At 54.5% G+C, this 13355-nt stretch carries 12 protein-coding genes; 3 read left to right on the forward strand and 9 right to left on the reverse strand.

Annotated features, from left to right (window positions below):
- The first annotated feature begins 328 nt into the window (after nt 1-328).
- Together BBIA_RS15035 and BBIA_RS02940 are read left to right on the forward strand one after the other, a co-directional pair.
- On the forward strand, nt 329-460 hold the full coding sequence (locus tag BBIA_RS15035; RefSeq protein ID WP_274518575.1) for a hypothetical protein: 132 nt from the start codon (nt 329-331) through the stop codon (nt 458-460).
- Between the two features lie 293 nt (nt 461-753).
- Nucleotides 754-1557 (forward strand): metallophosphoesterase family protein, encoded by an 804-nt coding sequence (locus tag BBIA_RS02940; RefSeq protein ID WP_051923699.1) that lies wholly within the window; start codon nt 754-756, stop codon nt 1555-1557.
- A gap of 77 nt (nt 1558-1634) precedes the next feature.
- Here the strand turns inward: BBIA_RS02940 and BBIA_RS02945 are convergent, their stop codons facing one another.
- From BBIA_RS02945 to BBIA_RS02965, 5 genes are all read right to left on the reverse strand, one after another.
- Nucleotides 1635-1949 (reverse strand): hypothetical protein, encoded by a 315-nt coding sequence (locus BBIA_RS02945; RefSeq protein ID WP_152600563.1) that lies wholly within the window; start codon nt 1947-1949, stop codon nt 1635-1637.
- 144 nt (nt 1950-2093) lie between these two features.
- On the reverse strand, nt 2094-2468 hold the full coding sequence (locus tag BBIA_RS02950; RefSeq protein ID WP_033494302.1) for a hypothetical protein: 375 nt from the start codon (nt 2466-2468) through the stop codon (nt 2094-2096).
- A 111-nt stretch (nt 2469-2579) separates the two neighbouring features.
- On the reverse strand, nt 2580-3254 hold the full coding sequence (locus tag BBIA_RS02955; protein ID WP_033494301.1) for a DUF3800 domain-containing protein: 675 nt from the start codon (nt 3252-3254) through the stop codon (nt 2580-2582).
- A gap of 460 nt (nt 3255-3714) precedes the next feature.
- Nucleotides 3715-4416, reverse strand: a complete 702-nt coding sequence (locus BBIA_RS02960; RefSeq protein WP_051923700.1) for an Abi family protein — start codon at nt 4414-4416, stop codon at nt 3715-3717.
- Between the two features lie 245 nt (nt 4417-4661).
- Nucleotides 4662-5018: a hypothetical protein gene (locus BBIA_RS02965; protein ID WP_033494300.1), complete on the reverse strand. Its 357-nt coding sequence runs from the start codon at nt 5016-5018 to the stop codon at nt 4662-4664.
- Nucleotides 5019-5229: 211 nt separating this feature from the next.
- Between BBIA_RS02965 and BBIA_RS02970 the strand changes: the two genes are divergently transcribed.
- Nucleotides 5230-5895 carry a helix-turn-helix domain-containing protein gene (locus BBIA_RS02970; protein ID WP_033494299.1) on the forward strand — a complete coding sequence of 222 codons (666 nt, stop codon included), beginning with the start codon at nt 5230-5232 and terminating at the stop codon, nt 5893-5895.
- A gap of 73 nt (nt 5896-5968) precedes the next feature.
- Here the strand turns inward: BBIA_RS02970 and BBIA_RS02975 are convergent, their stop codons facing one another.
- The 4 genes from BBIA_RS02975 to BBIA_RS02990 all read right to left on the reverse strand — a co-directional run bounded on the left by BBIA_RS02975 (nt 5969) and on the right by BBIA_RS02990 (nt 13346).
- A complete protein-coding gene (locus BBIA_RS02975; protein ID WP_033494298.1) occupies nt 5969-6700 on the reverse strand; it encodes a hypothetical protein in 732 nt (243 codons plus the stop codon).
- Nucleotides 6690-8876 (reverse strand): hypothetical protein, encoded by a 2187-nt coding sequence (locus tag BBIA_RS02980; protein ID WP_152600561.1) that lies wholly within the window; start codon nt 8874-8876, stop codon nt 6690-6692. The genes BBIA_RS02975 and BBIA_RS02980 overlap by 11 nt, the downstream gene beginning before the upstream one ends.
- Nucleotides 8876-10087 carry a hypothetical protein gene (locus BBIA_RS14100; RefSeq protein WP_152600560.1) on the reverse strand — a complete coding sequence of 404 codons (1212 nt, stop codon included), beginning with the start codon at nt 10085-10087 and terminating at the stop codon, nt 8876-8878. Before BBIA_RS14100 ends, BBIA_RS02980 begins: the two co-directional genes overlap by 1 nt.
- A 202-nt stretch (nt 10088-10289) precedes the next feature.
- The gene (locus BBIA_RS02990; RefSeq protein ID WP_051923701.1) at nt 10290-13346 is read right to left on the reverse strand and encodes a type I restriction endonuclease subunit R; all 3057 of its coding nucleotides are present in this window, start codon (nt 13344-13346) and stop codon (nt 10290-10292) included.
- Nucleotides 13347-13355: the final 9 nt, after the last annotated feature.

Raw genomic sequence — 13355 nt, forward strand, 5'->3', positions numbered from 1 at the left:
GCGGCGTGCGCTCCGGCCCATTCTAGAATGCGGAAACGGCTTGCGCTCGCTGTACGCGGTTACCGTATATAACCGGACAATCCGCTGGACCTCGCATTACGGCGTGTCGCCGTGCGACGCGGATGACGACGCGCGCCGGTCGATGATTGTCGGCGTGAACGATACGGCGGTGATCCATCACTTGCGCGAGCGCAAAACCGCCACATGATTTTCAGCGTTCTCAACCGCAATTGCAGGTTCCTCCGATGATTCACCTGCCAGAATCCGTAGGCAACGGTAGCCGACCGGCAACCGCATCGGAACACGAAACCATAGCAAGGAGCGCATCATGAGCATCATGCACCACGACACCATGCGTTTGGACTTCGCCGAACCGTGGCTGCTGTCATCCCAACCCTCGTCCAACAGCGCATACGAGCCGCAGTACGACACGCCGGCCGTCCGGGGGAGACGCGCATGATCTGGAAACTGTTCGGCCTGTTCAATCTCTTCGGGAATCTCCGCCGGCCTCGACGCTTCGCGTACGACGACCGATACCGGCATGACGATCCACATCCTCACGGACGCAGCGACTACCTTGGCCCTCGGGACGATCGGGGTCGCTTCGGTGGCCCCGAGCCGCCGTATCACGCAGGGCAAGGGCCAGGGCCTCGCCAATGGTAATACCCGCCGATATTCGGGCGGATATCCGGCGATATTGACAGATCGGAAGAAAGCATGTAATACGAACGCAATGGCAGAAAAGAGGCGCTGATGCGATACTTCACTACCGACACGCATTTCGGGCATCCGCTTGTCACCGTACTGCGCGGATTCACCACGTTCGATCCCGATCGCGCGCAATACGAGCGCGTTCTTGCACAGCAGGGGCGCAAGGCGGCCGAAGACTGGGCGAAGGGCGTCGTATTGGACGATTCGCGGCTCAACTTCCGCAAGGCTGCGGACACCGATGCGCATGACGCGGCGATCGTCGCCAATATCAACAAGGTCGTCGGACCGGACGACGAACTGTGGATTCTCGGCGACATCGGATACCGCACATCCGTGAACCATCTCAAGGACTGCCTGAGGCAGCTTGCTTGCAAACATCTGCACGCGGTCATCGGCAACCACGACGACTGGTGGCTAGACGACAAGCCGGCACGGAACCTGTTCGAAAGCATCGAGCCGAACGATACGGTCGAATTGGGCGGGTTCGACCTACAGCGGCCGGACGTAACCGAAATCGTCAACCTGTCGCATTTCCCGTACCGCGAGGATCTCGCCTACAGCTGGCCCGACGACGTCGCAAAATTCCACGATAAAGCGCTGCCATTCGACGGGCGCAAGCTACTGTACGGTCACACGCATCAGCTGTCGCCGGCCGGCGCGCGCCCGGAAGCGCTCAACGTCGGCCTCGACGCGTGGAACCTGCAACCGGTATCGCACGCGCAGATCATCGACTGGTTTTGCAATCTGCCGGACGATGATGCCGGCGACGATGATCGTCTGCGCTCGCCGCACCTCGGCATGCCATCGTTCCCGGATTCGAATGGCGGCAACGGCATCGCGAACTGATGCGATGGCGGGAATTGAATAAAGTGCGGGCTTGCGAATCGTGCCTGTGAACAATGCCGCAAGCCCGCTTTGATGGGTCAGAATTCTTCAATCCAACGTCGGCGACGCTGGTAGGCGACGGGATCATCCCAATCGCGCATGTCGAAACCATTATTGGTGGCGATTGCTGCTGCATTCAAGGCTTCTCGAACACGATGGTTGGTGCCGTAGTCGGTGGACCAGCTGCGTTCAACCCAACGGCACAGTGTCATGCGCCGTGCGGGAATGTGCACGTTGCCTCGCGCTGCGTATGCGTAGCCGATAACGTCGGGAACGCATCTCGGCGCGTGTCGCTGGAATATGTCGGCGTACTGCATCAAACGGTTGGCGTGTTCCGCTTCGGCTTCCATCACGCGGTACGGTCGGTCCTTCCATGTTCTGGACATTGGTGTGTTTCCTTTCGACTTAGGTGTTTGTTGTCCTAGTCGAAAGGCGCAGTGAATCCCCGTGTGATCATGATGCTCCTTGGCATATCAAAATTGGACCACTATGACTGATCAATCGGTATCGTGCCGCACTTCGGACGATTCTTCGGATCGAGCTCTGAGCTTGTTCATTGCCTTGTTGAACGGACTGAGCCGACGTTGCTTGTCGATGTACATGAGCCGGTCGCTGCGTTCCTCCATGCAGTCGTCGCAGATCAGCGCGGCCACTTGCGTGCCGTCGTCGCAGGGGCCGAAGAACGCGGTGCCGTAATGACCGTATGACGTCATTTCGATGGCGCCGAGGGGAAGGAAGTCATCGTCGGCGTGGCCTTCCTCCGGCAGCTGATCGATTGCGCGGATGCGATGGTCGATGCAGACTTCTGCCGTTATTGTCTTGCCGCAGATCAGGCATCGAAACGTGAATGGTTCTGTGCTGTCGTTGTGCATGGTCGTTCTCCGGTTGAAGATGTTCAGATCGTCAGTGGCCCGCTCAAGTCGCCGGCTTGGGAGAACCACACCAGATTACAACATACGAGATTTGGACACGGCGAAAGCTGTTCAGAATTGCTTGCGTCGCAGTATTTTAAGATAGTTCTTGCGGAAATCCCGTCGGTCTTTGAACATCTTGCGGTCGGTGGCCGTGTCCTCGCCTGCATCGAACTTCAAAGCGGTCAGTTCTACGGTGCACATGAGATCAGCCGCCTGCTCCAATCGGTAGTCTTTAGGTTGAGCATCGCGGTATACGACAGCTTCTTTGGACAGTGCATATCCAATGGATGTCTTCAGTGCGTTGGTGACGATCTGCTGGCCATTGTCGTAGTACACCTTGATCGTCTTGTATGACTGGAACTCGTCGAGATGAGATAGGAAGAAGTCCGCGAGATCTCGTTTGAGTTGCGCCTCGAATCGAGTTTTGCTGTCGTCGAACATGCTCTTGCGATGTGCGAACGTTACGTAACGGAATGGCAGATTTCGAGCGAGCGTAAAGAATGCGAAGAACAGACGTTTGCGATCCGCGAAGTCCATGCCATCGTAATCGTCGTGACCGTTGAACAGTGGTCCGGCGTGGAACGGAACGTCGGGAAGGCCTGAATCAGTTAGATGTCGTTCGTACTTTTCGATATGCTCGGTAATCGGCTGAGACTGTACGTGGAACACCAGCGTAATCAGATAGTATTCGGACAGCTTGCCCCATTCTCCGGATTCGTCCACGAAGACACTTAGCTCGTTCATCTGTCTCCTGACGATATCGTGGAAAGAGATGCCGGGGGAATACCCCCGGCGACTTGGAGCCTCACCCTTACGGGACAAAGCGCATTTATTATGCCAAAACAGATTACGACACGCAAGTTAGAACCATCAGCCCACACTGCGGAAAAACACCGCTCAACCTGCCGAACAAACATTGAAGCAATACACTCACGGCGCACTTAGCCCTTGGGATGGGTGACAGACGTTCCACGTGGCTTGAAGTTTGAGAATTGAATAGTGGTACCGAGTCCCCGAGGGGAGCGTGAGCGTGGCGGCTTGCGTCCGACAAGAGTCGGCGAGGATAAGCAAGCGGCACAATGGTGCTGCGAGTCGGTGCGTAGCGTAATGGCGGCCGCGAGACGGTAGAGCGCACTAGGCGATAGGTATAATCGGATTCACCCTAGAGTAAGGCGGTGAATCCCAATTGTCGCGGATACTAATTTTATGCGTTGCTCGGTCGTAGACTGCGTAATAACGGCACTCTTGATTGGCTGCGAATCCAGTCGGCCGCTTTTGGATCGATGGAACGGGCTATCCAGTCGAGATTGGCGTATTGCTCGTCCAGATAGCGGTTCTCGTCGGCAAAAGCGTCAAGTACGATATGTTCCTGATGCGATAGACGGTTACGCAGGTCGCGCATCATCTTGACGTGGCTCTCGAATATGGCCCGCTTGCGTGGTTGATAGTTCGGCATGCCGCCATTCGCTGGATCTCGCAACGACTTCCACACGGTCTGCTCCAGTCGAGAGGAAAGCAGGAAACACCATGAACCAAGTGACATATCGGCAATTACGCGTCCGGGTGTGACTTGTTTGCCCGCATGCCGTATCTGTTGCTCGATCTCGGTGATCGAGTTTTCAAACCGTCTTGTCCGAGACGAATTAAACCGGAATCTCTCATCATCCTTGTACCAGTCGTCGTGCCCGCAGGCTTTGGCAAGACGAACGGATATGAAGTTTCGCAGTAACACCTCCACATGAGCAATGTCCTCAAGTAGAGCCTTGGAGATTCGTCCGTTCCACACGTATAGATCAATCGCGTCACAATCGGTGGCTTGGGCCGAACGCACATAGGTATCCATACGATCGGCCGAGAACCATCGCTGCATGTCGAGCAGCGTAACAGGTTGACTTTTGAGACTCATGACAGCTATACTATCGGTGAATGCCCCGGAACGTCACTCATGCGAAATATCATGAAACCCCGGGGATTTTTCTTTTTCTGGTTTCTTCCGTCGGCGATTTGTTCGATAGACGAGAGAATACCTTCAAGGAACGGGCCTATAGGAACATAAGCAACACTTTTGTTCCTATAGCCCAAGGAACGGTTATGTATCGTCATCGACGGCGGATCTCTTGGCGAAATGCGTGCAGGGTGATGCTCGGCTGCCTATGTGGAGCGAGTGGCTTCTGATCGTGCCTTAAATTCGCCCATTGCCTTATTGAACGGGCTGAGTCGGCGCTGCTTGTCAATGTACATGAGCCGATCACTGCGTTCCTCCATGCAGTCGTCGCAAATCAGCGCGGCCACCTGCGTACCGTCGTCGCAAGGGTCGAAGAACGCGGTGCCGTAATGACCGTATGACGTCATTTCGATGGCACCGAGGGGAAGTAGATCTCTGTCGTCGTGACCTTCCTCCGGCAGTTGACTGATTTTGCAGATGCGATGGTCGATGCAGACATCTGCCGTTATTGCCTTGCCACAGATCAGGCAGCGAAATTCGAATGGCCCTGTGTCGTTGTGCATAGTCGTTCTCCGGTTGAAGATGTTCAGGTCGTCAATGGCCCGCTCAAGCCGTCGGCTTGGGAGAACCACATCAGATTACAACATCCGCGATTTGGACACGTCGAAGGTTGAACGATATTCTTGACCGTTAGGCAGTGATGCCGCTGAAAATGGCGCTATGACGCCAATCACGATAGGGAGTCCAATTATGGGAGGTTAACCAATGAAATATATGGCACGATACAAAGGAGAAGAGTTTCCGGTGGAGGAGTTCCGTGCATGGCTTGCCGCTGACCCGGCACGGGCGGATATGATATTGAGCGGGTTGCGACTCATGGACGAAGCGGAAGCAGCACGGCGCATGCAGGACCCATCCGCACCCGGCTACTATGCGCGCGCCCGTCATATTGATGTACTTGTGGCGGCGGTCGAACAGGGCATTATTCCGAATGATTGGGTCGTCTGCCACACACCTGAAGAAACGGACGCGTTTATGCGGGATATCCTTGACGGTTCGGATGATGAACAGGACCATCGAGAAAGCGTGTCGGATGTGCTCAGCGAAATGCTGGGATGGGAGCCTGCATACACGCCGGCCGACAAATCGAAAGCAATGAGAGACGCAGAATTCCTGAAACTCAAGAATCTTGGAACGTACTGGACCATCTGCAGACAGATGAAAAAGATGAGGGAGGATGCCGGCGTGAGCTATGACGAAATGGCACGCCGTACCGGGCTGAGTGCGGTCGCGTTCTGGAACGCCGAGCACGATCTCCATCGCACAGGGCTGCTTGATCTATTGCCGGACTATTGTACCGCTCTCGGCAAGACCTTCACCGTCACCATTCATGATGCGGAAGATGGTGTTGATGGTAACAATGCGGGTAAACGAGACTAGCAACAGCGCAAGCAGTGAGTAAACTACGTCTAAGTGTAGCTAAGCACAACAGTGTCGAATGCGCAGAAGCCGACTATTCGATATGCTCTATTTGGCATAAGATTCCATTGCTATGAAGCATGTCGGCCAGTATGGGAACATACTCCGCGCGAGCTATCCGTCTTTGCTGGTCAATGGCGGTGAGAACGGGCCATGTCAGTAGATTGAACTGGCGCTTGAACAATGATTCGGGCAACGATTGGGCCAGCTGGATTATGCTATGGCGTTTATCCTTGGGTTTAATAATTGCCTTTCCACGTATCGGTTTGGACGCGAACTGATGGTAGGGGATGTCTGATAATCGCCCGGTCTTGTTGGCAAATCCCATTCCTGATATGGGATATGTGCTCGATAGGTTGGTCGGATCAGTCATTCCAAGGATGAGCGTTAGCTTTTTGCTAACCGTAACTGTATGCTGCGCCGTGCAACGGTACAATCCGTCATCGGTTTTCACCAGATCATGGACTGCTGTCAGCATGGTCAACACATCGGACAGACCTTTCCTAGAATCGAGGTTGAATCGATACCAGTTGAGCAATCCTGGATACAGGTCTTCAAGATTGCGTAGCCATATCGTACTTTTGCGCATGATGGTCGGCGCGCTTACCCCGTAGGTTCCGCCGTACCCGTCATCTAAACAATATGCCTGTATCCAGAATCGTAAGGCGGAATACGATACGCGGCATGCGAACCGTGTATCGCTTTCGTCGAGCATACGATCGAGACCAAGATCACCGGCCATTGCGTGCAACAGATCACCGGTCATGTCGACCTCGCTCAATACGGGTAAGCAACATCTCGGCTGCTGTGTTGCCATCACTGGAGGTGCTTGCTGGCTTCATCCCAAGATGGGCATAGGTGCGCAACGTCAGATGAGCGGCAGTCCATGATTCGCCCTCTTCGGTTGTGCTGAATTGCGTTGCCAATGCTGCAGGAAGCACCAACGATGCAAGCGTCATGTCGTCTGCGGTTTTCGCGCGTAATCGAGTCAATGCGCCGAGTATGGCTTGTTTGCTGGGGGATGAGAGCTTGCGAGTCTCGCTCGAACGAAGCATCTGATGAGGGGAAACCGGCAGCTTAACATACTGCTCTGTAGGCAGGTAAAACACGTGGTCCCAGATTTCTCCGGCGATGAGGCGCAGATTGCCATATGCGCCGATTGGCAGTATGACGGTCACATCATTTTCCAGCCGAGACAGTGCGAATAGAAGATTCTCATTGATCGTATCAAATGGTCCGTCGAGCACCAGAACGTCGGTATCTTCATCGGTAAGCAGGCAATCCAAAGTGGCGGCGTCATGCCAATCGGCAGGAATACTGATGTGTTTGGCTGGCTTTCCACTACCGGCATATGACAAGGCATTCGCAAGTGGTGCGGCAAACGTGGAATCAACCGCGATCAATCTCGTGACCGACAACACGCGACCGCATACCTTGGCCAACATAATTGGAGCTTGCGAGTTATTCTTCGTGGACATTACTCCAAAGGACTGCAGGTTAGTGGCCGTTGTATGCACAAAATCAGCTTGACATTGTGTCGTCGGAAGCGAAGGATACGCAACCGACTGAATTACTGGGCTGGAGGAGCTGTTGCTACCGGCATCGGTGGGTCTGCTCGCGCCTTGTGCTGAGATTACCGATTGCACTACCGAACGTAAGCCGAGTTTCAGCGCTACATCCTTATCGAGCTGATCCAGCGCTGCTTGGCGCTGCTGCTCAAGTTCCTCGAGCTTCTGCATCTTCTGTTTATTTGCTTGTTCGACCGCTGACTGGGCTGTTTCTAGTTCCTGTTTCAAATGACCGATTTTCTTTTCCAAAGGTTCGACCATATTTTGAAGACGAGTGTAGGACTCGGATCGAGCACGTACGCGATCTTCTAATCGTGATATCTCGTCGTTCTGTTGTTGTATCTGCTGATCAAAATCTTTTTTCTGCCTATCGAGATCCTCTTTGAGTTGTATTTGTCTTTTTTCTCGTTCAAGGTCTAAATCGTGTAATGCTTCTTCGCGACATTCGTCGATGCAGACACGTTTGAAATTAGTGTCATATTCCAGAGTGCTCTTCACGAGTGCAAGCATTTGGTTGTTAGTATTGGCGAATCGTGCGATTGCCTTTCTCAGTTGATGAATCTCCGCGGAGGAAAGACGTGTGTTGAACTCATCTAGACGCTCGGGGGCTTGAAAAGCGTCGTTTATCATAGAAACCAGACGTTGTTGATCTGATTCGCTGATGTGCATGGCGTTTACATACCACTGCATATATTGAACGGCGTATTGTGATAATGGCTTGACGAGTGCTTTTCCTTGAGGCTTCGGCAGGTAAGGTTTGATGTATATGGTGCGTTCTGCATAGTCGAGTGGCAAATATTTGATGTCGTAGCTATTGATCACATATTGTTCTGCTTGAAAAGGTGCGGAACCCTTCAGTCGTATGCGGTTGTTGGAATAGTCGAGGTCGTCGCGATTCAATAGTATGGCGTCAAGCGTGCCTTTCGTGCCTGTATAAGGCATGAGGATTTGCTGCGTCGGCGTTCCGGAATAAGGCCAGCCGTTTATAAGATTGTTGCGTAATTCCTGAATATTGTTTGCAGGGCTGTTAATGACCTCATATAAGTTAGGGACGGCTCCATATGGGTTGGTATACGGATCCAGTAACCACGGTCGTTCGGGATTGTCATAGTTCGGTTTCCATTTGACGAACAGAAAATCCTCACCAGATTCATGGAAGGAATCTAATGTTTCTGGACGGTATAATTTTTGCGGGTCTTCAGGTGTTCGAGTCACCTGATTGTCGGTGTGATATGCCCACGTGTATGAGCCAATTCCGTTTAGATCGTTGCGATAGTCAAGGAGTCGGATCAGACGATCGATATAACCATATTTGTCACGACGTGCGATGCATATAGATGCATGAGTAAATTCGGAATCATTGATCCATACCATTATCGGGTCCTTTCTCTGAGCTGGGCAATGGTGGTGCCGCGGGAGATTGATTGCTGTTGAGGAATGCCCACACGTCGGAATACGATTCCAGCGCCGTGAGTTAGTGGAATTTGGGTTATGTAGTTGTCCGTTGAGGCGGATGAGGACTCCGCATTCGTTGGGAGTGATTTCGCGTTGTCTTCGGAGGAATCGTTTTCGGGAATGGTCTGTGTCCATTCGTCGTAAGGGTGCAGATCGTCCGGGTAGTTTGGTCCCAGATATACCGTGCTCCACGGCATGCGTGGTTTGGGCTTGAAGAACACGCAATACGATTCCGATTCGGATTCTCCTTCGAAACGATTGCCGAATCCGATCAATCCCACGTCTCGTGCATTGGAATCCGCTGATATGAAGTACTTGCGCAAAGCCTTGTCCTGCATTGGCTGACCATTGATCTGATACGGGAACCGGTACATGGGGGAGGAATGCCGGAACAATGGCTCGTCCACACCCCATGAACCTAAGCTCGGTGGCCACATCAATTGGGCGGACCGATCCACGTCGGATAGGCAGTAGCCATATTGGCTCAGCCAGTCATCGATGTCGTTTTTGGTCGGGGAAGAGTCTGTGACGGATACTGCGTATACATGCAGTTTGGCGTCGCCGCTGATGTTTCCGACTTTGTCCATACGGCTAAACAGTGGTCGCGCATCCCGAACTCGATCGTTCCTCGCCACGATGTAATACGTACAATCGGTGCGCAGTGCTGAATGATCAGGCAAACGTCGACCGCCATTGCTGCCAAACGCATCAGAGAAGATCATGACACCTATGCTTTTTGGCGCATGACCGATGTTCAGCTGCCATCGTTGCGGTATTTGGATGCGAGTCTCTGTCTGATACAGAGGATTGGGCAGGGGAATGGTGTTGTGTCGGCTTGTCAACATGCTGCGCAACCCATATGACCGGCCGTCCACAGTGATCGCATCATCTGACGACAATTCGCGAAGCATGAAAGCTAAGCCTCGGCGACGTAATGCAACTTCGACTCGGAATTGTGTGCTGCCCGGCTCTTTCCTGAGGAACATGAGCAGCGGAAGGGACATCTCTTCACGCGAGATGCCGGCGCTCGCATGATATGCCTCGCAGTATCGTGACCATTCGTCGTTCTTGCGGTGCGCGAAATATGGCTCCTTTGTTTTGCGTTTTCCTGGTTTGATGGTCCTCCTCATACGATCGAAGTCGTTCCCCATAGCGCCGGCGGTGACCGGACGAGTACAGAATGGACAGTAGAACCGTACCGATTCGGGGATATCACCATGGAACCGGTCGTTGATCTCCTGTGCGGTAACCTGTACGGCTGAGGCCCTGTTTACCACTTGAACCGCACTATCCATGGGCGCCGCCGATCGATGTATTTATGATGCTCATGGGCTACTCCTTGCCGCGATGCGCGGTGTTGTAGAACTCGTTGAAGAGGGACTCCTGCACGATTTGCATGGCCTCTTGGCTGCTGCTGAGGCGGCGGAAGAGGTCGGCGTTTTCGGATTGCGACTTGAACAGGGCGGTAAGGAACGCGGAATCGAACGGGGTGCGGAAATCAGCGCGGGAATTGTTGCGCGCCTGTTGGCTGAGTTTACCGTCACCTTGCAGCAGCGTCATCAGGCCTTCGAAGAACTTGCGGGCGGGGTCGCTGAAGTCGGTGCCGAACAGCTGGTTGAGCTGGTCGATGATCGAGGACAGGTAGTCTTCATCGTCGCCGCCTTTGCCTACGCCGACGGTGCCGGCGTTGTTCTTGACCGGTTCGCCTCCGGTCAGGCTGATATCGGCTTGGCCCTTGTTCTCGATGCGCAGCTGTGTTACGGCAATTAGACCGTCAATGGATTCCTCGGGCTCGTATTCAGGCGCGATTTCCCGGTTGAGGAACGTGAGGTATGTGTCGAGTTTGAACAATGGTTGGTCGTCAAGCCTAATCATCTGCGTCACGTACGTGTAGGTGTGCAGGAACTTGCCGACGCGCTTGCGGAACTCCTCTTGACCGTCCTCGTCCAGATCGGCGTACCGGTCCTTGGCTGGGCCGAGCAGCCGCAGCACTTCCGGCATGGTGGATTCATCCGGTTTGCCCAGCCACACCCGGCACAGCGCCGCGACCTCTTCCTCGTCGTAGATCTGGAAGGCATCGAGTGCGGTCTTCATGTCGTAGATGACGTTCGGGTCGGTGACGCGATCAAGATCGGTCTGCGTATAGTACGGTTCGAACGCGGCCTGAATCGTTGCGGCATCGTTGGCGAAGTCCAGCACGATCGGTGTCTGCTTGCCGGCGCAGGTACGATTCAACCTCGACAATGTCTGCACTGCGGCTACACCGGTGAGCTTCTTGTCGACATACATGGCGCACAGTTTCGGCTGGTCGAAACCGGTCTGGAACTTGTTCGCCACGATCATGAGATTGAACTGAGACGTATTGAATCGTTCGGCGATCTCGCTAGGTGGGAACCCGTTGAGCGTCTCCTCGGTCACGTCCTCGCCGCCCAGATCGAGCTTGCCGGAGAATGCGACGACCGGCTTCACCCCGGCGTACTCGGTCTTGGCGGCGAGCTTTTGCATGTACCGGAAGTATTCGGCGGCGGCTTTGCGACTGGACGTCACCACCATGCCCTTGCCGTCGCCGTGCAGCAGCGGCATGACATGATCGTGGAAATGGTCGACGATGATCTCGCTGATCTTCGACACGTTGCTCGGGTCGAGCTTCACGAAGTTCATGATTTCCTGCTTCGTGCGGCTCGCCTTGCGTTTGGGGTCTTCGTCGGACTTCTTGACCAGCTGGAAATACGTTTTGAACGTGGTGTAGTTCGTGAGCACGTCGAGGATGAAACCCTCCTCGATGGCCTGCTTCATCGAATACAGGTCGAACGGCTCCGGCTTACCGGTATCGGGGTTGACCGTGCCGAAGGTTTCGAGCGTGCTCGGCTTCGGCGTGGCGGTGAACGCGTAGAACGACAGGTTGGGCTGCACGCCCTGCGCGTTCAGCTCGTTACGTACACGCAGTGCAGCATCGTCCGTGTCTTCGTCCAAGCCGCTGTCATCCCAATCGAGCGCATCGTTGTCAGAAACGTCGGCGAACTCGTCGGCATTAAACCCGGAATGGTCGCCGAGCGCCTGCTTGGTCTTGCGATGCGCCTCACCGCTCTGCGACGAATGTGCTTCGTCGATGATGATCGCGAACGTGCGGCCGGCCGTATCCGTCTGCGTATAGATGTACGGGAACTTCTGGATGGTGGAGATGATGATGCGTGCGCCCGCGTTGACCGCATCGCGCAGCCCCGCTGAATCCTTGGCGATGGCGACCATGCCGCGCGGGTGCGGCATCTTCATGATGGTGCCCTGCAGCTGCTCGTCGAGTATCACGCGGTCGACCAGCACGATCACCGAATTGAAGAACGAATCGCCGCTATCCTGCGTTAGGGATGCAAGATGATAGGCAAGCCATGCGATCGAATACGACTTGCCGGAACCGGCCGAATGTTGGATGAGATAGTTGTGGCCTGGTCCCTGCTCTCGCGTGGCCTTGAGCAGACGGCGCACCACGCGCAGCTGGTGATACCGGGGGAAGATCACCGCCTTCATGGTGGAACGCGCCTGACGGGTGATCTTCTTGCCGTGCTCGTCCTTCTCGCGATAGGTGATCTGCACGAACCGTTCGATGATGTCCAGTAGCGAATCCGGCGTGAGCACCTCCTCCCACAGATACGAGGTACCGAACTTGCCTGGTGCTGCCGGCGGGTTGCCGCCGCCGTCCTTGCCGTTGCCCTGATTGGACGGTACGAACTTGGTGCTCTTGCCTTTGAGCTCTGTGGCCATATACACATCGTCTGCATCGACTGCGAAATGCACGAGCGAGCGCAGATCGGGCTGGAAGACCTGCTCCTTCGGATTACGATCAGTCATGTATTGGCGGATCGCGTTGTTCACAGTTTGCCCGGTCTGATGGTTCTTGAGCTCGATGGTGACCAGCGGGAAACCGTTGACGAGCAGCACCACGTCGATACGGTTGTTGAGGTCGTCCTTCATCGTGCCGTAGTGGAACTCGTCGGTGACTTGGAAACGGTTCGCACGGTAATGCTCCACCGCGGTCTGGTTCAGATCGTTCCTCGGCTTGAAGTAGAGGATCTTGAACTTCGCGCCCGGAGCCATCTCGACCTGATTGCGCAGCGTCCATAGCAGACCCTTGTCTGCGATGACCTGCCCGATGCGCTTGATGACCGCCTGGCTCCACCGCACACCGTACTGGCGTTCGACTTTAGCGACCTCCTTGGGCTGGGTCTCGATCAGAAACTCGATCAAGGTTTGCTCGTCGATGGCCGTTTCGCGATTGAAGTTCTGGTCCATCTGCGACTGTGGCACATACGTATAGTCCTGCTTCTCGAACCCGTCTACCACATGATTCTGGAACGTACGCTCGCTCATGCTGCGAGTCGGCTTCACTGCCATGATGACTCC

This window comes from Bifidobacterium biavatii DSM 23969 (assembly GCF_000741165.1).
GTDB classification, from domain to species: domain Bacteria; phylum Actinomycetota; class Actinomycetes; order Actinomycetales; family Bifidobacteriaceae; genus Bifidobacterium; species Bifidobacterium biavatii.